20 protein-coding genes and 1 pseudogene are annotated in these 26,955 nt (G+C 45.3%); 19 read left to right on the top strand and 2 right to left on the bottom strand.

The features are described 5' to 3' along the window. The first annotated feature begins 190 nt into the window (after nucleotides 1-190). A complete protein-coding gene (locus A8F94_RS08615; RefSeq protein WP_066198440.1) occupies nucleotides 191-1,645 on the top strand; it encodes a DHA2 family efflux MFS transporter permease subunit in 1,455 nt (484 codons plus the stop codon). Between the two features lie 66 nt (nucleotides 1,646-1,711). On the opposite strand, the gene A8F94_RS08610 is transcribed toward A8F94_RS08615, so the two are convergent. Next, entirely contained in the window at nucleotides 1,712-2,164 is a 453-nt protein-coding gene (locus tag A8F94_RS08610; RefSeq protein WP_066200350.1) for a CBS domain-containing protein, read from the bottom strand. A gap of 400 nt (nucleotides 2,165-2,564) precedes the next feature. On the opposite strand from A8F94_RS08610, the gene A8F94_RS08605 reads away from it, so the two are divergent. From A8F94_RS08605 to A8F94_RS26500, 17 genes are all read left to right on the top strand, one after another. Next, on the top strand, nucleotides 2,565-3,212 hold the full coding sequence (locus A8F94_RS08605) for a hypothetical protein (RefSeq protein ID WP_066198437.1): 648 nt from the start codon (nucleotides 2,565-2,567) through the stop codon (nucleotides 3,210-3,212). Nucleotides 3,213-3,615: 403 nt separating this feature from the next. Next, a complete protein-coding gene (essC, locus tag A8F94_RS08600) occupies nucleotides 3,616-8,697 on the top strand; it encodes a type VII secretion protein EssC (protein ID WP_066198434.1) in 5,082 nt (1,693 codons plus the stop codon). Continuing rightward, a complete protein-coding gene (locus tag A8F94_RS08595; protein ID WP_066198431.1) occupies nucleotides 8,690-8,941 on the top strand; it encodes an EsaB/YukD family protein in 252 nt (83 codons plus the stop codon). The genes essC and A8F94_RS08595 overlap by 8 nt, the downstream gene beginning before the upstream one ends. 130 nt (nucleotides 8,942-9,071) lie before the next feature. Then, nucleotides 9,072-9,374 carry a WXG100 family type VII secretion target gene (locus A8F94_RS08590; protein ID WP_066198426.1) on the top strand — a complete coding sequence of 101 codons (303 nt, stop codon included), beginning with the start codon at nucleotides 9,072-9,074 and terminating at the stop codon, nucleotides 9,372-9,374. 75 nt (nucleotides 9,375-9,449) lie between these two features. Continuing rightward, complete coding sequence (locus tag A8F94_RS08585; protein ID WP_066198423.1) at nucleotides 9,450-9,755, top strand: WXG100 family type VII secretion target; 306 nt, start codon at nucleotides 9,450-9,452, stop codon at nucleotides 9,753-9,755. Nucleotides 9,756-10,297: 542 nt separating this feature from the next. Beyond that, nucleotides 10,298-11,041 (top strand): hypothetical protein, encoded by a 744-nt coding sequence (locus A8F94_RS08580; protein WP_139070052.1) that lies wholly within the window; start codon nucleotides 10,298-10,300, stop codon nucleotides 11,039-11,041. A 2-nt stretch (nucleotides 11,042-11,043) separates the two neighbouring features. Then, nucleotides 11,044-12,729 (top strand): Mbeg1-like protein, encoded by a 1,686-nt coding sequence (locus A8F94_RS08575; protein WP_066198418.1) that lies wholly within the window; start codon nucleotides 11,044-11,046, stop codon nucleotides 12,727-12,729. A 41-nt stretch (nucleotides 12,730-12,770) separates the two neighbouring features. Further along, nucleotides 12,771-12,995, top strand: a complete 225-nt coding sequence (locus A8F94_RS08570; RefSeq protein WP_066198416.1) for a hypothetical protein — start codon at nucleotides 12,771-12,773, stop codon at nucleotides 12,993-12,995. Between the two features lie 15 nt (nucleotides 12,996-13,010). Further along, nucleotides 13,011-13,316, top strand: coding sequence for a WXG100 family type VII secretion target (locus tag A8F94_RS08565; protein ID WP_066198413.1), 306 nt, complete (start codon nucleotides 13,011-13,013; stop codon nucleotides 13,314-13,316). Between the two features lie 15 nt (nucleotides 13,317-13,331). Then, nucleotides 13,332-13,637, top strand: a complete 306-nt coding sequence (locus tag A8F94_RS08560) for a WXG100 family type VII secretion target (protein ID WP_066198411.1) — start codon at nucleotides 13,332-13,334, stop codon at nucleotides 13,635-13,637. 193 nt (nucleotides 13,638-13,830) lie between these two features. Next, nucleotides 13,831-15,000, top strand: coding sequence for an FHA domain-containing protein (locus A8F94_RS08555; protein ID WP_066198409.1), 1,170 nt, complete (start codon nucleotides 13,831-13,833; stop codon nucleotides 14,998-15,000). A gap of 79 nt (nucleotides 15,001-15,079) precedes the next feature. Then, a complete protein-coding gene (locus tag A8F94_RS08550) occupies nucleotides 15,080-15,847 on the top strand; it encodes a PP2C family protein-serine/threonine phosphatase (protein ID WP_066198408.1) in 768 nt (255 codons plus the stop codon). A 15-nt stretch (nucleotides 15,848-15,862) separates the two neighbouring features. Further along, complete coding sequence (locus A8F94_RS08545; RefSeq protein ID WP_066198403.1) at nucleotides 15,863-17,548, top strand: serine/threonine protein kinase; 1,686 nt, start codon at nucleotides 15,863-15,865, stop codon at nucleotides 17,546-17,548. Nucleotides 17,549-17,560: 12 nt separating this feature from the next. Continuing rightward, nucleotides 17,561-18,745, top strand: a complete 1,185-nt coding sequence (locus A8F94_RS08540; protein ID WP_066198401.1) for a hypothetical protein — start codon at nucleotides 17,561-17,563, stop codon at nucleotides 18,743-18,745. A gap of 34 nt (nucleotides 18,746-18,779) precedes the next feature. After that, on the top strand, nucleotides 18,780-23,969 hold the full coding sequence (locus tag A8F94_RS08535) for a hypothetical protein (RefSeq protein WP_066198394.1): 5,190 nt from the start codon (nucleotides 18,780-18,782) through the stop codon (nucleotides 23,967-23,969). Between the two features lie 126 nt (nucleotides 23,970-24,095). Then, nucleotides 24,096-24,347, top strand: coding sequence for a hypothetical protein (locus tag A8F94_RS08530; protein WP_066198392.1), 252 nt, complete (start codon nucleotides 24,096-24,098; stop codon nucleotides 24,345-24,347). 596 nt (nucleotides 24,348-24,943) lie between these two features. Then, on the top strand, nucleotides 24,944-25,510 hold the full coding sequence (locus A8F94_RS26500) for a transposase (protein ID WP_077247618.1): 567 nt from the start codon (nucleotides 24,944-24,946) through the stop codon (nucleotides 25,508-25,510). A 67-nt stretch (nucleotides 25,511-25,577) separates the two neighbouring features. Here the strand turns inward: A8F94_RS26500 and A8F94_RS24925 are convergent. After that, nucleotides 25,578-25,876 (bottom strand): annotated as a pseudogene (locus A8F94_RS24925) (oligopeptide/dipeptide ABC transporter ATP-binding protein); the annotation flags it as partial. 23 nt (nucleotides 25,877-25,899) lie between these two features. On the opposite strand from A8F94_RS24925, the gene A8F94_RS08515 reads away from it, so the two are divergent. After that, a complete protein-coding gene (locus A8F94_RS08515) occupies nucleotides 25,900-26,622 on the top strand; it encodes an ABC transporter substrate-binding protein (RefSeq protein WP_254660838.1) in 723 nt (240 codons plus the stop codon). Nucleotides 26,623-26,955: the final 333 nt, after the last annotated feature.

Here is a 26,955-nt window from a genome sequence, read left to right as displayed (position 1 = left end):
AGGGTGCTGAGCGCACGGGTGTGTGTGAGGAGAGTTTACAGGAGGTTTCGCGAGGGGACATTGTTGATAAAACTTGTGGCCGAGTTAGAGGGAGGGCTCGTTTGCTGATTTAAATACAAGTAAATAGGTAAGGTTAGTTGGTTTAACTGCTTTAAAAGTTTGCAATGATTTTAAATAAAAGGAGATTTACATGAGTACACAAATGAAAGTTAGAAATCCAAGAACAATGGCATTTATCTTAATGTTCGGTGCGTTCTTAGGCTTATTTGCTGAAACAGCTTTAAATATGGCCTTAACAAATATTATGGAGCAATTTTCAGTCAAGCCGGCAATTGCGCAGTGGCTGACGACAGGTTATTTATTGGTATTGGCGATTTTGGTTCCGATTTCCGCACTGTTAATTAAATGGTTTTCAACAAGGCAACTGGTTGTCGGCGGACTTGTAATCTCGCTGGCCGGGGCCATCTTAGCAGCACTGTCTCCAAGCTTTGAAGTATTATTGGCTGGCCGTCTTGTCCAGGCGATCGGTACAGGTATCTTAATACCAGTTATGACGAATGTCCTTCTGCTTATTTTCCCGATTCATAAACGTGGGGTTGTAATGGGGATCATGGGCCTTGTCATTACATTGGGACCCGCTCTGGGGCCGACCTTTTCCGGAGTCATCATTAGTACGCTCGGCTGGGAGTATATTTTCTGGATTAGCGCCATTCTTTATGTAGCGTTAACACTATTCGCAGCAGCACAAATTGTAAATGTTTCCGAAATCACCAAGCCTAAAATCGACATCTTTTCGATTCTCTTTTCAACTATCGGGTTTGGCGGATTGATTTTCGCCCTGAGCACAATGGCTGAAGAACCGATTTCATCACCAAAGGTATGGGCACCGCTGCTCGCAGGAATTCTCGCCCTTGTTCTATTTGGAATTCGCCAAATGAACATGGCACAGCCAATGATCAATTTGCGTGTGTTCAAATATCCGATGTTTACATTGGGAACGCTGATGATGTTCCTGAGCATTCTGGTTATTTTATCAACGGCGATTCTTTTGCCTCTTTATTTAAAAGGAGCTTTACTCGTCAGCGCGGCGGCCGCTGGGCTGTTGCTATTGCCAGGTAATGCTGTAAATGTCATTTTGTCTCCGGTCGTTGGGACGCTATTTGATAAATTTGGACCGCGTGCATTTGTTATCACTGGTTCAATTATTGTATTGATTGGAAATATAATCTTTATGCTGTCAATATCAGCAACAACACCTGTTTGGCAAATTGTTGTAGCCTTCATGGTTTTATTTGCAGGCCTTACGATGGTAACGATGCCCTCCCAGACAAATGCGCTTAACACATTGCCGCGCCAGTTTTATGCAGATGGATCTGCTGCGATGAATACATTGAACCAGGTTGCAGGTGCAGCCGGGACAGCCATCGCAATTACACTATTTACGGCAGGCCAAACCAACTTCGTACTCGATGCACCATCCGCTTCCGAGGGTGAAGTATTGGCAGCTGGCGTTAAGTATGCTTTCTACTTTATAACTGGAATTTCAGCTTTTGCATTAATTTGCTCTTTCTTTACAAGAAAACCAAGCGAGCTGACAGCAAAATCCCCATCTATGTTAAAAGCAACAGAGCCTATCCGCAGGTAATATGAAAAAGCCATTCGTGAATGCAAATTCCGAATGGTTTTTCTTTATGTTTATAGGGAAACAGCATCACCCAGATGTGACTCGTTTCGATATATTCTCAATGATGTCACCCCGGCTTAGGACCCCAACCACACGGCCAGCTCCATTGACGACAGGAAGTTTTTTGTATTGGTGTTTGGACAGGAAATGGATGGTCGTCTCAAAATCATCATCAGGCGATACGGTAAGGAGATTGCGTTTCGTCATAATTTCCTTAACAGGTGTATCAAGCTTTTCCTTCATAACATCGTCAAGTTCCCCATCTTCCCCAACAAAAACAAGCCCAGCAATACCAAGCCGTTTTGGAGCAAGATAGCGTAGCACATCTCCATCAGATACCATCCCTAGCAAATTGCCCTTTTCATCAACGACTGGCACACCGCCAATCCGATTCGTTTTTAAAAGTGTGACTAACTCTTTTACTGTATTGAAAGGACGAATTGTATAAACTTGTGTAATCATGAAGTCTCTAACTAGCATTTCTCGTTCCTCTTTCTCAAATGTAAACGTATACATTATTGTTATAGTACTATCTTAACATATACCCCGCCCCTCAATGTAAGTGAAAAAATATGACTTTTTTAAGGCAATGGACTTTCTGGCTGCTCTTTTACTTCCTATTTCAATATTTATTTTAGAGTTGTTGTTTTAAAATAGAGATAAGATCCATCTCCTATTTCAAATCCGTTTTCCACTCCACAGTTATTCAAGTACTTCCCTTATCCCTTTTTATTAAAAGAAATTGAATAAAGTTCCCATTATTATTTGAATTTGAACCCCTTACTCTCGGTGGGTTCCAGAGCCGTACTTCCTGAAAGGAGGAGATAGTCAAAATTATAAGAGGTAGTGCTGTTCGAATATATAATAGGAGGAGACTGTCATGAATGATGTATTTGAGAAACGTACTACAGTACATTTGGCCGGAGAGGATGTCCGTTTGTTTTGGAGATGGCGGGGGGTAATCGATTATTTTGAAAGGAGCGGCAGAAGCCCTGATTTGATTATGGACGTATTTACTAAGCTCGATATCCCAAACGATCCCCACATGAATCACTCCGTGAAACCACTCGAACACTCTTTCCATAATGAAATTGACCCATATGATGATGATTACGATAACGGTTATTTTGATAGGTTAGAATTTCAGCAAAATAACACCGGTTTATGGGACAAGCCGAAGCCGACCGGGACTATCCTTAAAACGTTAGGCGGCAGTAATTTTAAATATGAAGGTGACGTAAAGAAGGGAACTACGATAACGTATGGAGGCTGCTCGATAGTTAGCGCTTCGCAGGAATTGTATCAACAATTGCTAACAACGTTTTCGGGACAGACGATTTTACTTAAAAATCCTCCAATGGCTGATGATAGCCCTTGCTACCTAAGAAATTGGCTATTAGTAAACAACCATCCTAGAATTCTCAAACATTATATCCCATCCATTTTAATCAAAGAAGGCTATGCCGAGTTGGTGGAAGGAAGCACTACAGAGTTAAAAATTCATGCATATGAAGAGAAAACCAACTAATCCCTTTGGTCCGAACCTGACTGATCCCAGGTTCGGATCATTTTTATTTGTTTTAAACCCAATCGGAATTTCATCTGTTTGAAAAAGAAACTCATTCAAAATTATCGAACCTCCCTCCCAGGCCAAACACACATCCTCATTTTCCTATTCTAAAAAAACTTCTAATACTTTAGACCTACTTCTTGAAAATTCGACAAAATTCTACACAGGACCTTCGATTCATTTTTTGTTACATTGGTAAAATTACTGTAAATTTCTAGGGTTCAGAAGTGAAATTTAAATGGAAAATGGTAGAATGTTTCTTATATAAAACACTAAACACTATATACATAGGATAAACTACATATATCTTTCACATTCTTTCATAAAAATTGCAGCTCGGTGTAATAAGGGGAGTTTTAATATGATAGTTACGTTGATTAATAAAGAAAGCCTACATTCGATTACGCTCCCGGAAAAAATTACTGGCCAATATTGGATTCATGAATCCACCGGAAGTGTTTTGAGGAAGTTGGTTGGAATCGAAGGCATCAATGGCGATTGGGTCCTAAAGTCAAATAAGGACGTGAAAGTGAAGGACCATTCTGGGAAAACAATCCGGAACACTGTCCTAAAACCGCTTAGCATTTACCATTTGGCTCTGGGCCAGTCCGGACAGCTGGATGCCCACCTTCGAAACACCCAAACAACTAGCGGAAGCGGCCAAACCAGTGGACCTCAACCAACCATTGGCGGCAGCCAGCCCGGCATGACCCGTACCCATCCAGACAGCCGTAAAAACCAACTAGCCCACAACATCAGTGCTGTACAAGAATCTGGAGCCGCAAACACCGCCTACAGCTACCAAGCTGAGACCTTCCGTGACAGCCAAAGTGCCCTCGTGTTTACTGAACCGAATACCGAAGACCGCCAGACGTTCACCAAGTTCCTTGTCGACCGCGATATGGAAATTACGATTGGAAGGTCCGAACAAAGCGATATTGTTCTGGCAAATCAATTTGTTTCCGCGCAACACGCCAGATTATCGTTCAGGCAAGGACAGTGGCGGATTGAGGATGACAGCACAAATGGGACATTCGTTGACGGCATTCGCGTAAAAAAGCGCGACCTGAAGTTTGGCGATATGATCTATATCATGGGTTTTAAAATTATTGTAGGAAACCATTTTCTCGCCTTTAACAATCCTGGCGGGACAGTGCAAATCCGTAAAAATGCCTTAAAGCCATTTATCGGCCAGACTGCCGATCAATATGATGAGGAAGAAGAATTCGAGCTGCCGGCCCAGGATTATTTTTACCGGTCACCCCGTTTTAAACGGGATGTCGAGCGCCCTCGATTCAAAATCGATTCACCGCCTCCGAATGCGATAGGTGATGAAACGCCAATCATGCTCATAATCGGCCCGTCGATGACGATGGGGATGGCATCAATGACCATGGGGATTTTTGCAGTGAATAATGCAATGGCTGCCGGCGATATAACAAGGGCTATTCCAATGGTTGTCATGTCAGCAAGCATGCTGCTCGGGACTGTGCTTTGGCCAATCCTTACAAAGCAGTACGATAAAAGGCGGCGCCGCAAAAAGGAAAAGGTGCGTCAGAATAAATATAAAGCCTACCTTGACCGGGTTGCCGTCATGTTTAGTGAAGAAGCTGAGAAGCAGGAGGAAATCCTCCGTGAAAACCACGTCCCGATTGAGGAATGCGTAGCAAGAATTGAACAGGTCGACCGCAACCTTTGGGAGCGCGGGCCAGGCCAGAATGACTTTTTGAAAATAAGGGCAGGTGTAGGAAACGGCCTTTTGTCTGCAGACATTACATACTCCGAGAAAAAATTCGCCATAGATGACGACAATCTGCAGGAAGAGCTCTACACCCTTCTCGAAGCGCCAAAAGTTTTAAAAAACATACCTATAACACTATCTCTCTATGAAAATCATATATCCGGCGTTATCGGAAACCGGAAACAGACAGTCGAGTTTGCAAAAGGACTCATTTTTCAGCTAGCCGCCCTTTACAGCTATGACGAAGTAAAATTGGTGTTTATTTACGATGAGGCAGAGGAGTCCGATTTCGGGTTTACAAAATGGCTGCCGCATGTCTGGAACAATGACAACACGTTCCGTTTCATTGCGACTACCAATACGGAAGTCAAGGAAGTGTCCGCATACATAGAAAAAGAAATCGAATTGCGCGATGCGGCCAGCGACACAGAGATGGAAGACGTGAAGCCATATTATATTATTTTTGCGTTAAGCAGGCAGCTTGCAATTCGAGCAGAGATGCTTAAGCAAGTTTTTTCAAAGAAAGAGAATCTTCATATCAGTGTCGTGACCTTCTACGACGAGCTGAAAAATCTGCCTAAAGAGTGTACGACCGTTGTTGAAATTGAAGAGAAGAGCGGCAAGCTTTTCGATAAAAATGACATTACCGGGCAGACGGTGATGTTCAATCCGGATATTTACTTGAATGCCAGCCCTGTAGATTTAAGCGTAAAGCTTGCCAATGTCCAGCTGGATACACTTGCCGGCTCGTTCAATCTGCCTAAGATGGTGACATTTCTTGAGATGTTCGGTGTTGGCAAGGTCGAGCATTTGAATGCCCTGACACGCTGGAAGGACAATGACCCGACCAAGTCGCTAGAAGCGCCAATTGGCGTTGATACGTTAGGTGAAACGTTCAAGCTTGACCTTCATGAAAAGTTCCATGGCCCGCATGGACTTGTCGCCGGGATGACTGGCTCCGGTAAAAGTGAGTTCATTATTTCCTATATATTGTCGCTCGCTGTGAATTATCATCCGCATGAGGTTGCCTTTATCCTGATTGACTATAAAGGCGGCGGAATGGCGAAGTCGTTTGAAAAATTGCCGCATACAGCAGGAATCATTACGAACCTAGACGGAGCCGCCATCAAGCGTTCACTCGTATCGATTGAAAGCGAGCTGAAGCGGCGCCAGGCTGTTTTTGCCGAAGCGAGCAAAAAGGTCGGCGAGAGCAATATCGATATCTACAAGTACCAGAAGCTTTACCGCGAAGGTGTTGTTTCTGAACCACTTCAGCACTTGTTCATCATTTCCGATGAGTTTGCGGAGCTCAAGACACAGCAGCCTGAATTCATGGCAAAACTCGTCAGTGCTGCAAGGATCGGCCGAAGCCTTGGTGTCCACTTGATCCTCGCGACACAGAAGCCGAGCGGGGTTGTCGACGATCAGATTTGGGCGAACAGCAAGTTCCGGGTCAGCCTTAAAGTACAGGAGCGCGCTGATAGTATGGATATGCTGAAGCGGCCGGATGCTGCTGAACTTACCGACACTGGCCGTTTTTACCTGCAAGTTGGCTACAATGAGCTGTTCGAAATGGGCCAATCGGCCTGGGCAGGCGCCCCGTACTATCCGTCTGACAAAGTTGTTGCCGAAAAGGACAATAGCGTTGTCGTCATTGACAGGAACGGCCGCCCACTTAAGCAGGCGAAAATAGATAAGAGGAAAAACACGATTGCCAATCCGAAGAAACAGATGGATGTCATTACCGACTACTTGAGCGCGATTGCCGAGGAAGAGCAAATCAAAGTAAGGCCGCTCTGGCTTGAGCCAATTCCGGCTGTGATTCTGCTTGATGATATTAGGAAAAAGTACGGAGTCCGGACGAAGCGTTTGGCAGGTACAAACAGGGTGAAGAGTGCACTATCGGCTGCCAAGCAGGAAATTGCTGCAGCGGTCGAGGCTGGAGGAGCGGAGATCAAAGCGGCCGAAGCTGTTGCTGATGTAGAGGCAATTGCAAAGGTCAAGGATTCATTGATGGCCCAGGCGATGATTGGAGATTCAAGCATTATCGAATCTTCTTTTGAAACGGGCAGTTCAGCCGGAACAGCCCTTCCAATCAAATCAGCCATCCCAATCAAAACAGGTGGCCAAACTGAAACAGCTGCACGAGCCAATATCGTCCTGAACCCGGTCATCGGCGAATATGACGATCCGGCAAGGCAGCGCCAATGCCTGCTAAGGCTTCCGCTTACTGAGGAAGGCAACGTCATTGTCTATGGGGTTGCTGGCAGTGGAAAAACAACCTTCCTGAATACGATGGTGTACTCGCTCCTTCACGAACATACACCGGAGGAAGTCAATATTTATCTGCTCGATTTCGCTTCCGAAACATTGCGCGCGTTCGCAAAGGCGCCGCATGTAGGCGATGTGATTTTGTCCTATGAAGCGGAAAAGGTAAGCAACTTGTTCAAGATGCTTCAATCCGAAATAAATAAACGCAAAAAGCTATTTGCTGATTACGGCGGCGACCATGCCTCATATGTTGCGGCGACCGGTAAAAAGGTTCCGTCGATTGTGGTGGCTATCAACAATTTCGCCGCGTTTACTGAGATATACGAAGAGAAGGAAGAGGCTGTCTCGTACTTGACGCGTGAAGGGACGAAGTACGGAATTTATTTTGTCCTGACCGCACTCGGTACTGGGGCTGTCCGTTTCCGCCTTCTTCAGAATTTCAAGCAGCTGATTACGCTGCAGCTGAATGATGAAGCAGATTATTCAACAGTCGTCGGAAAGACAGATGGCCTGTTCCCATCCAAATTCAAGGGACGCGGGCTTGTGAAGCGGGATGAGATATACGAATTCCAAATTGCGAATGTGACGGAGGCAGCGGTGCCATACCAGTTCATCGCAGAGCAATGTTCGAAACTGCAAGCCAAGTGGCAAGGACCTTTTGCAAAAAAAATCCCGATCCTCCCAGAAAAAGTGGATCGTCCGTTCCTGGCAGAGTCGATTGGAGCAGAGGGGCATCAACTGTCAATTCCGGTCGGTGTCGAGAAGCATACACTGAACGTGCATGCCTATCCATTTGACTCCAGCTATATCACAATGGTTCTTGCTGCAGGGGATGAATATCAGCCGTTCCTTCACGAGTTGTCAAGGCTGATGGCTGATGATGCGAGCCTTGATGTTACAGTGCTCGATGCGCCGCAGGCCTATAGTGATAAAGAACAGGGTGAAGTAACGTATTATCATTCTTTAAGGGATTGCGAGGATGCGATATCCGCTCTATTCGACCTCGTTGTGTATCGAAACAATTCGTATAAAGAAGCGTTGGAGAGTGGAATGGAGCCCGAACCATTCGGCCTGAAGGTAATCGTCATTAATTCTGTTACGGCGCTAAAATCGCTGCTTTCCGCAGAAGGTGCTGAAAAGCTCGGCCTGATTCTTGAAAAGGGCGAGGCAAAATACAATATCTCCATTATGATTGGTGAACAATCCCGGAACTTGTCCGGCATTACATTTGATAAATGGTATAAACGCCATATTTCCGGAAGCGATGGAATTTGGGTCGGCAGCGGCATTACAGAGCAGTTCCAGCTAAAGCCGTCCAAGACGACTTCGGAAATGCGCGAGGATATTCCTGCCGAATTCGGCTTCTCGTTGCAGAAAGGAAAGAGTGTTAAGGTGAAACTCCTAACCGGGGAGGGTGGCAGCGATGAATAAGGTGTTGGTGGAAGTGTTTCTTCCTGCCGCGAATCAAAGCTATGATGTGTTCATTCCGCTCGACAGCCGGATGAGCGAGGTGCTTCAGATGGTATCCACGCTTCTCAGCGAGCTGTCGGACGGGAAGTTTAAAGCAACAAGAGATGCGGTCCTTTGTGATGCAGCATCCGGAATTATTTTCAATATTAACATGTATGTTTCGGAACTGGGCATTAAGAACGGTTCGAAACTCATGCTGATATAAAGTGAAACTTCAATCAGCCAGGGCTGATTGTCAGTTTCACAAAACAGGCTTTTAGGGGCGGCTGCCCTCCAAAGGGAATCTTGCCGCCCGTTTAAGCCGAAAAAGTTTAATTTTGAAAGGAGCAAAAAGGATGGGAAAAAGGATTAGAGTCACCCCGCAGGAGCTTGAAACAGCTTCAAAGAAGATGGCAGAGCTTTCACAAACGTACACAGGCATTTACACCCAGCTGATGCAGGTTGCCGGCACAATGGGAGAAGCCTGGGAGGGCGAGGATAACCTCGCATTTGTCGATCAAATCAACGGGTTCAATGACGACTTGAAGAGCATGGCTGACAAGCTGCAAACAGCGAGCCAGGCTCTTGCAAACCAGAAAGCCAACTACGCCCAAAGGCAGGAAGCCAACATGGCTGGGGTCAGGAAACTATCGAATTAATTTGGGGAAGTTGTTGTAAAGCAGCAAAACTGCCCGGGTAGGGGCGTATGCATTTTTAAAAAAGGAGTGAAGGAAATGGCAGGGCATATTAAAGTAAATACGGCTCAAGTAGCCGACATTGCCAACACTATCGAAAGATTGAACACGCAGCTTGCTGATGAGCTGAAGACTAGCCAGTCGACCGTCAAAAACTTGACTAACACGTGGGAAGGGGAAGCCGCTCAGGCAACTGTTTCTTCCTATGATCAATTCGCAGCGAAATTTTTCCAACAATACTATGACATTCTTGATAGCTATGTGAAATTCTTGCGCATGAACGTTGACCAAGGGTACTTCGAAACCGAAACAGCCAACACGAATCTGGCTGACGCATTTAAATAAAATGAACCCATCAGCGGGGATGTTGTATCCCTGCTGATGGTACCTAACGAATTGACTTTGAAAATAACTCTTTATGAGTGACTATAAATGGCTAGAGAACTCTGCTAGACGGTGCCAATGCACCGAACTGACTGGTAAACACATTTTTTAGACAGACTGAAATCCTCCGGTTTTATTTATCTGTTGATTAACAAGTACATGGTTCAAGGATTACGAAGTTGTTGATGATATGGAAATCCTGTACGACGAAAATGGGTTCCATACAAGAGCCTCTGACAAGGCAGGTTTGTAAGTAAAGCACGGCTTGACCATTAAATGGCTCGATTTAAATCAAATCCGATACTCAGGTAATCAAAAATAATACATAGGGAAAACGATTCGCCGCTTTCCAGAACGGCCAACAAACAGCCTTCTGACCAGCAAAATACAAAGCAGTCCCGGCAACGATGGTCTTTACCGGGCAAAGAGCAACACTTTAACTAAAAACAATTCCTATACGGTGGCTATAAATAAATCTTTTTTTGATAAAGGCAGGGATGATATTGCTAAAAAAATTACGTAAAAGGGTGAGTGTGTCCATCATGATGTTAATGTCGATTTTTAGTTTGATAGGCTGCAATGCGATTGATGAGAGCCAGGCAGCTGTTGTTGAAGAGCTGCTGGAAAAAAAGTATAATCAGGAATTTGTTTCGACTGCTATTGGCGGCAGATACGGTACAGCCAACAATGATACTGTGACCACATTCCTGCATCCAAAAGGGAAGGAAGATCTTGTTTTCCGAGCGGTCATGAACAAGGACCGGGAACTGATTTCCGACACCTATATCCCTCGTCTGATAAGTGCAGAAATCAACGAAATGTTACAAAGCGGGCTTGAAAAAGAAGGAATTGAGAGCGCGACTCATACGTATGCGATGAAGGCAAATAGCGCTGGTGAAACCAATCCGAATATTACACTCGGAGAATATACTCAATCGTATAAGCCTGCCTATTTTTCAGGCCATATGATTGTAAAAGAAAAAGAAGGCCTGACTCCTGAACAATTTGAAACTGCGATGAAGGCAGTCTATGAAACTGGAAACCAGACGAATTTCCAGATAAAGATTCGGGTGATTGCCGCTGATGAATATGAAAAGGCACTAAAGGATTTTAAAGAAGAACCAGATGTAACAGATACGTGGTTCACGGATTATGATGTTGTTCGTTACATTGTTGCAGCGGTCGATGGAAATGGCTTTAATTACAGGGAAGACGGTGCAAGGGCATCTGTAGGGGATGGTGAATAGCCTTGATAGTTAATGTGACCTCTCCCGACAAACCACTCTCTCACCTCGAATTGAAGTATGCAACAGATATTGCCTATCTTGATCTAGAGATGCTTAAAAGCAACCAGTGGGAACAAGTTTCTGGTCCCGAAACTTCAGATAATAGTTCTGGCAATAAAATCAGAGACCTTTTGGAGCTTCCTCCCGATCGACCGTATAAACAAGAGCATTTCGACAGGATTGGGGCCGATGCGGCAATAAGAAATAACGATAGCATTGTCAGCCTGGATGCTGAAAAAATTAACAGCCTGCCTAATGATGTACTTAATTGGAATGTTATTAAGACCCATGACAGAAACAGAGAAGGGGAGTCAGGTTTATATGCAACTGTAATTGAAACTCCCAAGGGCATCATTGTTTCGTTCCGAGGAAGTGAGCCGTTCTCAGAGTTTCAAAATGTTGAACAGGATTGGATAGGAGCCGACGCTGCGCTTATTTCAGGCGAGTTGACAGCCCAGCAGAAAGATGTTGAGCTTTTTCTGCAGGAATTGAAGAACGAAGGCTTTTTCGATAAATACGACAATATCACGTTCGCCGGCCACTCGCTGGGCGGCAACCTGGCAGAGCATGCGACTTTTATGGCAGCAAAGCTGGAGGTAATAGACAAAATTGACCGGACAATCAGCTATGATGGCCCCGGTTTTGCCAATGAATATTTGGAAAGGAACAATCAATTTATTCAGGAAGCCACTTCGAAAGTTCAAATGGAACATGTCGAGCAATCGCTTGTCGGAGGAATTCTTCAGAGTGTCCCTGGTATTGAGTACTTTTACTCTGAACTGTGCGGAACGGGCCCGGTTCAGCATGGTACAGAAAATGTTGTTTTTGACGGCGATGGTAATATCGTCAAAAAGGAAAATGGCCGGACATTTCTTTCGCACATTGTCGCCCCGTTTACCCAGGGCATTGACCGGATGCTCGGGGAAAGAGCAGGGGCAGTGCTTGTCAGCGGCTTGATTGCTATGACATCAAAAGTGAAACCGATAAAAGATGCGATAATCGGCCCGAATGGAAAATTAACTGTCGCCGGGGGTCTGCTAGTGACCGGACTAGTAGTCGGGCTTGTAACGGCAGTCATCGTCATAGGTCCTGTTGCACTGGTTTCAGCAGTTGCAGTGCTTGCGGCTAAACTTTTGGGAGCTGTCCTTACTTTTGTTGCAAGTGTCATAGTTTTTGAGTATCTTTCCGACATGGTTGAAGCCGTTTATGGTTTTATAGACTATTTGGTAACAGATTTCGTCCCTGCGATGATCAGCCAAATTGCTGACGCTGTGGGTAAAGCCTTCCAGTGGGCCGGAGCGCAGATCAATGAGTTTATGACCACAATGGCTGGTGCGTTCCGCGGGTTGATGGATGGGCTTCGCAGCCTGTTTTCCTCCGGCAGGGCTGTCGCTACGCCATATATTGAAGTGAATACGTATAAACTGCGCCAATACGCGTCACGGCTCGATCAAGTCAGGGCACGAATCCGGGATCTCGATGGCGCTATGAACTCTCTCTATTTGACAGCCGGGCTGCTGGATATTTTGTCTATCCTCCGGGCAAACAGCCTTCCGGGCAGCTATAAAATGAACCAGTGCATCAACTATTTGGAGGAGACCGCAGAAGCATTTGAACGCGCGGAACGAAATATCATGAATGCAATTTAATCGCTTGTACGTAAGCCACTTCATAACAAGGAGGAAACCTGATGGCAAGTCTGGGTGCTATGAAAAGTGAATTAAGAAGTATCATTCGCGAACTGGAGGATATCGCATCTGGCCTTGGACATGATTTTGAGGGAATTGGCAGCGAGGTTGCCGCTGCAAAAGTGCGCCAGTACGCCGATCAATGCGAGCGGGCGCTCCAAAGTCTGAACAACGTGGACCCAAACAATGTGCATCCGGATTATGTGAAGGATAAAGCGAAATCGTAAAAGGAGGACATTAAAATGGCTAATCGAATTGAAGTTGATGTCAATGCGGTCAAGTCTAAGGCGGAAAGAATCGCAACGATTAATAAAACGATTCGCTCTGATTTTCAAGATGTCGAACAGGCAATTCGCAGCCTGAATGGGAGTTGGAACAGCCAGGCAGGCGATGCTGTCATCCGCCACTTTTCTTCTATTAAAAATGCATACTACGACCAGCGCTTTCAAGTGATGGCCGATTATAGCAAATTCCTCCTGACCCAAGTGTCAGCGGGTTATACCGAAACAGAGAGCAAGAACGTTTCACTTGCGGACGCATTTAAATAGGGGGCGATTTGTCAGATGAGTTCGTATATAAAGGTAAACTACAACGAATTGGAACGAGCAGCCGATGCGATTGATTCCTATATATCCAAGCAAAAAAAGAATATGTCCCTCGCTTCCCAGGAAGTTCAGTCGATGAACGCTGCCTGGAAGGGTGAAGATTTTCAAAGCTTTTTGCTGAAGTGGAACAAGCTGGACGACAGCGACTCGACTTCTTATGCCTTTATGAAATCGCTCGAATCGTATACCAAGGTTTTGCGCCATTCTGCAAGTCAATATAAGGACGCCCAGGCAAAGGCCATTCAAAAAGCAAACAGCCTCTGATGTCTGCGAACTGGCGAACTAGGTTTTAAGAAAGCGAGTCTGGGATATGCGCAGTTTCCAGGATTTATGCGTACTTTCCGCGATTTATGCGCAGTATTTAAGATATATGCGCACTTCCGAATGGGACAGCGAACTATCCAGCCACAACAACCAAAACAAAACGATTTAAAAGTAACACTCAGGGAGAGTATGTATGGGCAAGAAATCGATTGTACAAAACCAGAATACATCTATAGTAGAAAAAACGCTTACCTCTTTTGAAGCGGTCAATGAGCGGGAGCTGCAGGCAATTGCCAGAGGGCTGATGGATACACTCAATCCGGTCACCACGAAAACCGGCAAAAAAGGCGTCATCACCATTACCAGCACGATTACCGACATGATCACCTTAAAAACGTATTTTACGAGAATCGTCAGCAAGAAAATGTTTCTAGATACGGTCATCCAAATCGTGTCGGTCATCAAGGAATGCGAAGCCAGGTCAATGAATCCGGTTAACCTGATGCTCAATGCGGACCATATTTTTATCGAACCAAGAACGAAAAAGGTGACGTGCATCTACTTGCCGATCGTGAACAACCATGCCCCTTCCTCCGCAGCCACGTTTTTCAAGGAACTGCCGTTCAGTATCGTGTTTACGAAGCACGAAGACCACTCCTACATCAAGGAGTATCTGAACTATTTTAATACCGTTCCACCTTTTTCAATCAACAGCTTTGAAAAACTCATTCTCGGCATGATGGGAAAGAAAGCCGACTCGAAACAATTTTTCCCTACCGGCGGCACCCAGCCTGGAGCAACAGGAGGTTTTTCCGACAACGTAAAAATCCCAAACGCCAATATTGCCTATAATCCGCTTGGGAATAGTGGGAAGAGTTGTCCGGGCTGCGGCCGTACTGCACCCAATTCCGCCAATTACTGCCCGGCCTGTGGAATAGCTTTGGCAGCAGATTTTGTTCAAGGCTCTTTTGGAAAAAAAGGCACCCAGTTTTCCAGCGAAACGACGATACTCGGTGCTGGCGAGGCAGGCGGTACAACCGTGCTGGGAGCGGATTTGAATAGCGAATTAATTTTCCCTTATATGATCAGGGAGAAGAACAAAGAAACAATTATTATCAATAAGCCTTCGTTTCGGATTGGAAAAGAGAAAAGCTTCTGCGATTATTTTATTTCCGACAATCATGCAATCAGCCGCAGCCATGCCGACATTATTACCAGGGAGAACCGTTACTTCATCATCGACCATAACTCCACCAATAAGACGTATGTGGATGGCCGAGCAATCCCTGTCAAACAAGAGGTCGAAATTTTCTCGGGCACAAAGCTGCGCCTGGCAAACGAGGAATTCATTTTTTATCTCTAGCCTCACGTGATTTTTCTATACAAGTAAAAGACATATATAATAGAAGGAATTTTTCCTTCAAAGCAAGGAAGGGTACAAAATGGATGTTTTAACAGCTGCGTATACCGATGTAGGAATCAAGAAAGCGACCAATCAGGACAGCCTTTGTATAAAGGTGGCTGAGACACCGCTCGGAAAAGTTGTCCTTGCAGTAATTTGTGACGGGATGGGCGGCCTTTCAAAGGGGGAGCTGGCAAGTGCAAGTGTCATCAAGGCGTTTGCCGCCTGGTTTGATGAGGAGCTTCCGGCCCAGTTGGCTGTAAGAGACTGGGACGATATCCGCTACCGCTGGGAAAGGATCATCAAGGAACAGAACCATCGGATCGGTGAATATGGAAGGCGGGAGCGAATCCAGCTTGGTACCACAGTTACCGCACTCCTCCTCATTGACAGCCAGTTTATGATGATTGGCCATGTTGGCGATTCGAGAGTGTACCGAATCCATGAAAATTTAAACATCCTGACCGAGGATCAAACTGTTGTTGGCAGGGAGGTTAGGAGCGGCAGGATGACTCCCGAGCAGGCAAGGAAGGACCCGAGGCGCAATGTCCTATTGCAATGCATCGGTGCTTCCAGGCTTGTTGAACCGCAATTTGTGTTCGGCCGGCCTGTTCCTGGAGAGGTATATTTATTATGCTCGGATGGTTTTCGCCACACTGTCAGTGAAGATGAGATTTTCCGCGCCTTCGTGCCTCATGAACTTCAGGAAGAAGCGGTCTTGATGCAGAGGGCAATAGGGATGGTTGAGTTGAATAAGCAAAGGCAGGAAACAGATAATATCTCGGTTCTGCTCGTTAAAATTCAGTAAGGATGGGGATTTCAATTGGCGGCAATCGGGTCTGTTTTAGAAGGAAAATACGAAATACTTAAGCTGATTGGCCAGGGCGGCATGTCGAAGGTGTATCTTGCCATGGATAAGCGGCTCAACAAGCAGTGGGCTGTAAAGGAAATCGAGAAACGGGAACGTGACAGGAACTACGAAATCATTTACCAGAGTGCGATTGCTGAAGCGAACATGATCAAGCGCCTCGACCATCCGGCTTTGCCGCGAATTGTCGATATAATCGATGACCGGGACCGGATATTTGTCATCATGGACTATATTGAAGGCGAGCCACTCGACAAAATTCTTGATGAATATGGCGCTCAGCCACAGGAATTGGTTATTGAATGGGCCAAGCAGCTATGCGAGGTCCTTGATTATTTACATACTAGAAATCCATCGATCATCTACCGGGACATGAAGCCCGGCAATGTGATGTTAAAACCGGATGGCAATTTAAAGCTCATTGATTTTGGGATTGCCCGCGAGTACAAGGAGCAGAATCTTGCCGACACGGTCAGCCTTGGGACAAAAGGATATGCCGCACCGGAGCAGTTTGGCGGAAAGGGCCAAACCGACCCTCGCACAGATGTGTATTGCCTTGGCGTCACACTCTATCATCTTGTGACCGGCCATAATCCAAGCGAGCCTCCTTATGAGCTGTATCCTATCCGATACTGGAACCCGCACTTGTCCGGCGGCCTTGAACGGATTATTGAAAAGTGTACTCAACTAAACCCGGACGACCGCTTTCAGTCATGCGCCGAGCTTCTATATGCACTCAACCATTATGAGGAAGCCGATGATGTGTACCGGGAAAAGCAGAAGAAAAAGCTGCGTAATTTTTACGCTGTGGCAGGTTCGTCGCTTTTGTTTTTGATGATTGGGATATTCGGGCAGGTTATGAATGTCAAAGCCGATAATGCCGATTACAGCCGGTACATCGAATTGGCCGAGAAGGCTTCGGCACCTTCAACAAAAATTGGCTACTATTACAATGCGATTGATATAAAGCCGACAGAGAACACAGCTTATATCGGTCTGATCAATACATTTAAGGCGGATGCGAGCTTCACGGTCGAAGAAGAGGCTAGTTTTAAAAAGAAGCTGAATCCGAACTTGATTAAATTCCGGGAGAATCCAGAATATGCGGATCTCGCCTTTGAAGTCGGCAAGGCGTATTGGTATTACTATGATTATGGAAAAAGTGAAACGACCGATAATCAAGTAACAAGAATGAAAAGTTCAATTGGCTGGTTCGAGGACGCAGTCGAATATGGCTCCAAGGAAAAGGACTATTATGAAATGGCGGTAATTTACCGTGATATCGGGAAGTTCAACCAGAACATTCTGCTTCAGATTGAAGAGGCTTCCGACCAGGGCAAATACAAGCCTTACTGGGAAAACCTCAAGAAGCTGATTGCGCTGATCGATAAAAAGCCGAACGAAAGCGAGATCGTCAAGCTCGAGCTTTATAAACTGGCGATGTATTCGATTGAAACGTATGCACGGAAATTCAAGCTGGATGGCATCAGCGAGAAAGACATGCGCGCCCTGGCAGATGCCGTGAAGCGCTCAACGAACGATGTAGCCGTCACCGCAGAAAAAACAGAAGAGATTAAATCTAACATCATAAGCCGTTTCGAAATCACCGACCAGGCGATTGAGAATGCGTACAGGAAGTAAAGGGGGATTAGGATGGACGCTTCCATATGGAAAATCATATCCATAGCCGGGTATTCCCTGGCAGGATTGCTGTTTATCACAGCCGTTTTTATGTTTTTTAAGCTGAATATCCCCGCAATTATCGGCGATTTAAGCGGCCGGACCGCAGCAAAGCAAATTCGCGAAATCCGCGAGCAAAACGCAAAGTCCGGAAGAAAGATGTTCCAGCCCGATGCCTTTAATTTAGAGCGAGGTGTGCTGACGGAAAAAGTAGATTCCAAGTCCCGTAGTTTGCTAAAGTCCCTGACGCAAAAAACCGGCTCTAGAAAGCTTGATAAAAAGGGAGAAACGGTAGAAGTATCGCGCCCGGTTGTCGCCGTTATGCCAACAGAGCAGACTGTGCCAGACATCCAGCCACAAGCATCCGCTCCGATTTATAGCAGTGACGGTACAGTTGTCCTATTTTCAGAAGGTGAAGCTCCTGCCAAAGAAAGGGATGTCACCTTCAACTGGGGAACCACAAAAGCAGACGGCACTGACCATGCAGGTGATTTTGAGGCTGAAAAGGCTGCGGAAACCACCGTTCTTGCAGAAGGCCAAGGCGGGAGTGCTGAGACTACAGTTCTGGAAGAAAGCCAAGGCGAGAGTGCTGAGACCACAGTTCTTGCAGAAGCCCGTGGTGGGAGTGCTGAGACGACAGTTCTTGGAGAAGGCCAAGGTGGAAGCGAAGGAACCATGGTGCTTGCTCCTGAAACAGTGACGCATGGTGCAGAAACAACAATACTTGCAGTGGCGCAAGGATTTGTTGCTGAAGAGTTGAACACCAAGGGGAATACAGCTGAAACGTCTGTTCTTTTCCAACAAGTTGATGGGACAGAGATTTTGTCCCCTGACACTGAAGTCCTGGAGCCTGAGGGTGAAAAGGGGACTGAGGTGCTGATGCCTGAAGCAGTGGCAGCAGGGGTTGCCTCCGGCTCAGGCGACATTCCGCATCCATTCGTGACGGGAGCGGGTCTCCATGGAAATGAAACTGTCGTACTTGAGACAGCATATAACTCTTTAGGAAGCGGTGCAGACAACGGTACGATTGTATTACAGGAAGGAACAACAGTCCTGGGCGCCACAACGGTACTCGAACAGGACGGCGTTGAGCCAGAGCCGATCCCATTTAAAATCGTGAAGGATATCGTCATTATCCATACGCATGAAATTTTATAGAGGTACTCGAGAGAATGAGTGAGGAGGGAAAGGAATGAGAATGAGCAGGAAAGAGAAATACGTTCGGGCCAGGAAGAAATCCAGGTTCACCCGCGCGATGGCAGTAGTTCTCGCGATTATGCTTGTGACCTATAACATGCCATACAGTGCGATTGCCGAGACTGAAACAGAACCACCTGCGGCCGAGGAAAATTACACCTTAACGGTGGTTAATCAAGATGGCGCTGTTGCTAATCAGGAGGTTGTTGTACAGAACAAAGATGGTGAGGTAAAATTCACGGCAACAACCAATGAATCTGGGGTAGCAGAGTTTTCTGACTTAGCTAAAACTGTTTTTGGAGAGGATTTTTCTTTTATTATTGGTGAGCAATCTTTTGTTAGAACAATAACGGAAGGAAAGATTGAGCATCTCATTTTTGATATCACAACAGGAGAAGTTACAACCGAGGAGCCGCCAGTAGAGGAGGAGCCACCAGGAGGGGGAGAACCTCCGGGAGAGGAACAACCTCAGCCAATCTATACGGTTACGGTCAACCAGGCAGAAGGCCAGACCGGCACTGGTAAGGTTTCGGTTAACGGGACAGTCTATAATGATACTCCATTTGAATTTAAGAAGCCCACTAAAGTCGAAATTGTTATTGAACCGGAAAGCAATTCTTTCATTAAATCTGTTTCTATCGATGGTGAAGTCCAGAATGTAAAAGATGTTGATAAACCATTTACGATAGATATGGGCAAAATTAAAGAAAGCAAAACCATCAGTGTTGAATTTGCTGTGAAAACGTACAAGGTCAACTTCAAAAAATATGTGAATGGTGAATTGAAGGATAATAACGGTCAAGTAATCCCAACTAGCGGGGGAGTGGTCACTGTCAATCATGGTGAAGCAAACAGTTTCACTATGGACCCTGCGGACGGCTATCATTTGGAAGCACTCAGGATTGACGGAGAATTTGAAGACTTCGGCAATCCAGACGAAAGCGGTGTTTATACTTATACTTTCAATGAAGTGACCACCGACCACGAAGTCGAAGTTATTTTTGAAATCAATGTCTATGATATAACAGCAACGGTTGAAGGGTCCGGCACTGTTGAGCCGGCCAGCAAGAAAGTAAATCATGGCGAAAATGTAACATTCACCTTCAAGCCGGATACTTCCCATATTGTAGCCCAGCTTTTTGTAAATGGCGTGGAAATTTCTCCCGACAAGATTACCGATGAAGACGACGATGGCATTTTTACATACAAAGAGGAAAATATATCCGGGAACATCGATTTAAAGGTTAAATTTGAAAAGGTTCCTCCTCTGACGGGAGAATGGCAGACGTATGTAACGATGGAAATTGTAAAAGGCCAGCTGCTGAAAACGTATCAGCAGGGTGGCAATGAGATAATGGTCTTCTCTAAAGATGCAGAGGTCAAGCTTACTCCTGCAGCACCATACACCACGCTGGCTGTGAGTAAATCCTTTCCATGGTTCAAGGATTGGATCAAGGAATTAACTATTCAAAAATCCAGGTCAATTGATGAGCTGCATGTAAAAGAAAAAGGCAGATGGGGCCATGAAATCAAGCTGCCTGGCAAGCTGGTTTTTGTATTCGATACCCAAAGCCCTGCCCTTGATAAACCAGCTGTGACTGGTCCGAATGAAGTGAAAATAGAGGATACAGTCTGGTTCAGCGGCAAAGGGACTATTAGCGGGGAACTGGAAAATGTAACGCAAGAGTTTGACGGTGTCACATATTCAACAGATATCGATAAGGTGTATTACAGCAAAGGATCGGATTCAGGGAATGAACCTTTAGAGGCCATTTTTGATCCAAAAACGAACACGTACACCTTTGAAACAGTCGATGAGGATTACCAGGGAACGTACAAAATTTGGGCGGTGGACCTGGCTGGAAATGTCTCTCAAACGGAGGAAATTACCGTCCATATTGATAAAACCAAGCCATTGCTCTCAGAAGGCAAAGAGGCTGTCACCTTTAACCAGAAAAATGATGGTCTTATTGCAAAAACACTCAATTTCCTTTCGTTCGGAACGTTTTTCAATAATGAAATTGAAATTACTGTAAAAGTGCAGGACGAAGCTTCCGGTATTAAGGATATTATTTTGACAACGGACGATGACAAGGCTGTTCCAGTCCAGAAAAGCATCGTAATCAATGGCCGGACAGCTGAAGCCGTGTTTACACTTGATCAGACTAGTTTTGAAGGCACATTTGCCGTTAATGTGACGGACAATGTGAAAAATAACAATAAAATTATGGTTACAAAAGATAATTCGAACATCGAAGCTGATAACAGCGGTGTAGTGATGATTGAGAAAGAGGCACCGTCCGGAAAAATTGTTGTCCAGCCAAAAGAAGGCGTGTCTTCGAACGGCGGCAATCAGTATAACGGAGATGTCACATTTGAAGTCACTGCAGAGGATACCGATTCAGGTGTCAATACGGTCATCATCGATGTGAATGGCATGGAATTCAAGCACGACTACTCCGATGAATCAGAAAAATTAACTGGCCCGATCGAGTATTCAGTACCAACTGACGATCCGGATATAAAAATCAATGAAGACGGGTCCTATGTTATTTCCGTTTATGTGATCGATAATGCCGGAAATACAAACAAGGCTGAGACAACGATTTTGGTCGATAAAACAAGCCCGAATATCGTTGACTATACGTTCGCTGTTCAGGCTGGAAACGGGAAATTTGAGGCAGTCGGGGAGACCGCCGAGCTAAAGAGCAGCGTTGAACTGACTCAGTACGGCTTTTATTTTAAAATGCCGACAAAGGTCACCGTAACAGCTGAGGACCCGCAAGTCGCCCATGAATTCACAAGTAAAGTGAAATCAATGGTTGTGTACTTGAGGGACCATGACAATGGCAAACTATATGCTGTTTTGGCAAATGGATCACTTAAAGAAATTAGTGCTGCGGACATTGATACGCTTACTCCTGTAGCAACTAAAGATAAGTTGGCCTTCGATGTACCGGCTGCTTTCAAGGGACAAATTTTTGCAAAGGCGACTGACCATGTGAACAACACTGGTGCATTTGAAACACCGGATGGAACGGTTGTCGAAAATCCTCAGCAGCATGCCAAGGAAACACATATCGAGTTCGAAAAGCCAAAGGCGAGTTTCAAGGACCAAAATAACCTTGAACTTTATCCAAACAACGTCGATGTCAACCTGACAGTGACGGATACGTATTCCGGATTGAGTGAAATTGAATGGTCTGTCGTTTCACCGCATGATACGAAGAACAATCAAAGTGGAAAAATTTCTATCAACAACGATAAAACGTATGCAAAGGACAGCAATGCAGAAGGCTGGAAGCAAACAAGGACCGAAAAAAACCTTGTAACACAAATGACCAAGACGTTAAGGGTTGCTAATAACAGCAATAACATCGTCATCAAGGTTAAAATGACTGACCGGGCTGGCAACTCGTCTGAGGAAGAGATTGAGTTCAGCATTGACAAGACGGCTCCGGCAATCGAGGTGACGTACGACAATAACTCGCCTGACCCGGATTTTCCGGACTTTTACAAAGCTGACCGGACTGCGACGATTGTCATTACTGAGCGCAATTTTAACAAGGAAGATGTTGAGCACCTGATCACAAATAAAGATGGCGCTATTCCAAGTTTGAGCGGCTGGACAACCCGGACGAATTCCGGTAATCCAGATTTGACGACTCATACTGCCACTGTCCGGTTTGCAGCAGATGGTGATTACACGTTTGATATTAAATTCAAGGACCGCGCCGGCAACACAGCACCGCCTGTCATGCAAAGCAAGTTCACGATTGATAAAACCGAGCCGAAGATTGCTGTTTCCTACAGCAATAACGCTAGCGTGAACGGTAACTATTACAACGCTCCAAGGACGGCGACCATTTCCATCACCGAACATAACTTTGAACCAGGCAGAATCCGGGTGACCGGTTCGGCAACTGACAATGGCAAGCCTGCAGCGTTCCCGGGGATAAGCGGCTGGAGATCGAATGGGGACGTCCATACTGCTACGATTACGTATGCAGCGGACGCCAAGTATAGCTTTGATATTGACTATACTGACAAAGCCGGCAATGTGATGGCTGATTACCGGACCGAAGAGTTCATTGTTGACAACACCGCACCTAAGCTCGAAATTACGGGTGTAAAAGACAAATCAGCCAACAAGGGAGCCGTTATCCCTGTCATCAGCTATTCTGATACGAACTTTGACAAGAAGGCAGTCTCAATCAAATTATCCGGTGCAAATCGTAAAGCAGTTGCACTCGACGGCAAGTACGCGGATATCCCGAACGGGCAAATGTTTGCATTTAACGATTTTAAAAAGACAAAAGAAAATGATGACCTGTATACATTGACCGCCTCTTTGGTCGATTTTGCAGGAAATCAGACAACACAAACGATCCAGTTCTCGGTTAACCGGTTTGGCTCGGTATATGCATTCGATGAGTCACTTCAGGCAATTGAAGGCAAATATGTCCAAAACGAACAGGATATTATTTTAACCGAAACAAACGTCGACAGCCTGAAAAAGGACACAATCCGTGTGAAAATGACAAAGAACGGCACACCAGTTGACCTTGTCCAAGGAACGGATTATACAGTCAGCGAATCTGGCGGCGGAGGCACGTGGAGCCAGTACAAATATGTGATTGGCAAAGCGCTGTTTGCCTCGGACGGCAAGTACACTGTTACACTGTATTCCGAGGATGCAGCAGGCAACATCAATGAAAACATTGATGAAACGAAAAAGGCCGAAATCTCGTTTGGAATCGATAAAACCGCTCCGGTCATCACGCCAATCGATATCGAGAGCGGAGAGCAGTATCCGCTTGAAACCAAGCCGGTGACCATTTCAATCAAGGACAATCTTGTCCTGCAGGATGCTACCATTTATCTGAATGATGTCGAAGTGGCCCATCAAGCGAATGGCGAAAACTATACCTTTGAGATTCCAAGCTCGAATCAAAAGCAAAAGGTTAAAATCGTCGCGGTCGATGCTGCCGGCAATGAGCTGACAAAGGAAGTAAAGGACCTGCTCGTCTCCACAAACCCAATCGTCCGCTGGTACAACGACAAGAAGCTCTTCTTCGGTTCACTGAGCAGCATTGGTGCCATCGGAGTAGCCCTGACAGCGCTGCTTCTGTTTAGAAGAAAGAAAGCTGTCAGTGAAAGCACAATTGATGAAAAAGTAAGTTAGATGTTTATGGCTTCGGAGGTGTAGTTGCTCACCTCCGAAGTTTTCTTTAGCTAAATGAGAAACTAACAGAAAGAAAACTCCGAAAATACTGGTGGAGACCAGTTTTTCTGACTGGAGGGAGAAAAGATGAACGTAAACGATCCGTTGCTGCTAGTCGTGCTCGTCGGAGTTAGTTTGTTACTTAACATCATCACTCTCGGAGTGGTGATATCTATTAAGAGGAAGATGAGTGCGGGGGCTGCGCCAACAAAGCGGAAAAACGCTTCGTCAGCAGAGGCTGCCGCCACGATTGAGGCAGGTGTTGTCTTCTGCAGGAATTGTGGTTCCCAGTTCGACTCAACAAGAACGGTTTGCCCGCATTGTGAGACAGCGAGGTAGTTAGTTTTAGGAATTGATGAGATCGGCTCTCTGATTTTTTCAGGGGGCCGTTTTTTCGTGTTGATTCAGTCTCAATTGGGAAGGTTCACTACTTCGAAGGGGGCTAGTAATTAATTACTAGCAAATAAACTATATAATAATAAGGTTTGACTATTTAACCTTTTGTTATAACTAGTGAAAAACTGCTAATTTATTGGGCAACTATAGAAAATACCTAGTAAGGCTTGAAGGTTTACTATAAATGACTACTCTTTTGGAATCACTCTTTTTTACTAATGCAAAATTATAAATAGTGATTTTTCACTAGCCACGCTCGGACGCTCACTAGGAAAATTGCGGAAAAGGATAGTAGGGCTTGAAGGTTTACTAGTCCTAACGATAATACTTTATTGCTATTACAACCAAACAAGCAGTAACATTTCACTAGCACTTTCAAAAAATGACTAACCCGTATTTATTTTTAAAAAAAAGCTAGAATACTAATGAACCATCTGCAGGAATTTTACGGGCAAGAACGAATTGTTTAGAGAGTACTACAAATCCTCGCCAATCTCCAATATTCACCCATCTAAAATCCCCTAAAAGGAAGTGACACAATGCCTTCAATCAAACGCACGTGGTTTAAAGGAGCAATGTACCATATTATGAATCGAGGAATCCGCAGAACGTCCTTGTTTCATGATGATGAGGATCGAGAGATGTACCTTATGTTCCTCGCAATGGTCAAGCTGCGGTTTCCATTTCATCTTCATTCTCTCTGTCTCATGCCCAACCATATCCATCTCCAAATTGAGACAATTGACTACCCCCCCTGGAAGATTATGCAGGCTCTCAATTCCAGTTATGCCATGTATTTCAATAAGAAGCATCACTACTCCGGCTCAGTCTTTGAAAGACGCTACAGGTCAAAACTTATCTTATCACGGAGATATGAGCTGGAGCTTAGCCGATATATTCATTTGAATCCTCTTAGGGCAGGCTTGACTGATAAGCTTGAGGAATACGTTTGGAGCAGTTTCAAATCATACGTCCATGGTCAAAATCCCTCACTTGTTAAAACCTGTAGGATCCTTTCCTATTTTCCATACCCCAGGCACGACAACTACATTGATTTCATCCTTTCCTTTAAACCCAATCCACTTACCAAACATATAAACTCTTAAAGTCGCAGAAATCCATGAACCAATTCTCGCAATAAAAAAACTCCGGGATGTCCCGGAGGCAACTAAATTAATAATTTGAAGGCAACTTTTTAAAATCAACCTCTCCGTCCTCAACAAGATGGCACACCGAGCGGTGGCCTTCGCCATCCACCTCATAGAGTGCAGGTTCTTCGACGCGGCAGCGGTCGAATGCGAACGGGCAGCGGGTGTTGAAGCGGCAGCCTTGTGGCGGGTCGATTGGGGAGGGAACGTCCCCTTTAAGGATAATTCGCTCGCGTTTTTCTTCAAGGTTGGTGCCGGGATTGCTGACAGCAGCGCATATGTATACGGATGCTGAGGGTTTTCGAAAAGTGTCTTTTTGTGAGCTGGATCGCGTCAAGGGAACACGTATGGACTATGTAGGCTTCAATATGAAGAAGAAACCGTTTGACAATCTAAAGGTGCGCCAGGCAATCGCAATGGCCATCAATAAACAGGACATCGTTGATGGCATCCTTGATGGACAGGGCGTCGCAGCGGTTGGTCCGCTTGCTCCGACTGTTGTCGGAAATTCCCAGGATGTCAAACCACTTGAATACAATGTGGAAGAGGCGAAAAAGCTTCTTGCAGAAGCAGGTTTTCCTGATGGATTCAAGACTACTCTTTGGGTTAACGAAGGAAGTAAGGAGCGCGCAGATATCGGTGAGCTAGTCCAATCCCAACTTGCTGAAATCGGCATTGAAGTATCCATTGAAACAGTCGAGTGGGGCGCATTCCTTGAAAAGACTGGCGCTGGCGAGCATGAAATGTTCGTGCTTGGCTGGACGACAGTAACCGGTGATGCGGACTATGGCCTATATGCCCTATTCCACTCCACAATGCACGGGTCACCTGGCAACCGTTCCTACTACAGTAACCCTAAGGTAGATGAATTACTGTATAAGGGACGTACTTCCACTAACCAGGATGACAGGAACGCTGCATACAAAGAAGTATCGCAAACCCTGATCGACGAAGTGCCTATGGTTTACCTTCAGTACCCTGACTTCGTTCACGGTATGAAGGGAATCGACGGCCTGTTCGTCAACTTCAGCGGCACACCGTTCTTCCATAAAGTGTCTTTGAATCAATAACATTATTACCAGGGAAATTTAAGTTGAATAACTTAAATATGAGAAAAGCCCGTCTGGCTGCTATCGCCGGACGGGTTTTTGCTTTTCAACCGTCATTAGTGAGAAGGAGTTTTAAAAAGCTTTACTGGATGAGCCCGAGGTGCCGATACAAGTGCTGGTTTTCTTTCTAAAAAGTGTCCTCCTGGGGGAGACGATTTCCTGGGAATGTCCACGGCAGGGGTCTGACCCCTAGTTAAAACCTATTAGACAGAAAGTTTACAAAAAAGTTACACTATATTGATATATTAAAATAAGATAGTTTGATATATATTAATATAAGCACTATTGTCATAG

The organism is Bacillus sp. FJAT-27225 (assembly GCF_001685025.1).
Taxonomy (GTDB): domain Bacteria; phylum Bacillota; class Bacilli; order Bacillales; family Cytobacillaceae; genus Bacillus_D.
The sequence above is the reverse complement of the archived record's forward strand: the minus strand, read 5'-3'. Positions and strand labels throughout refer to the sequence as shown.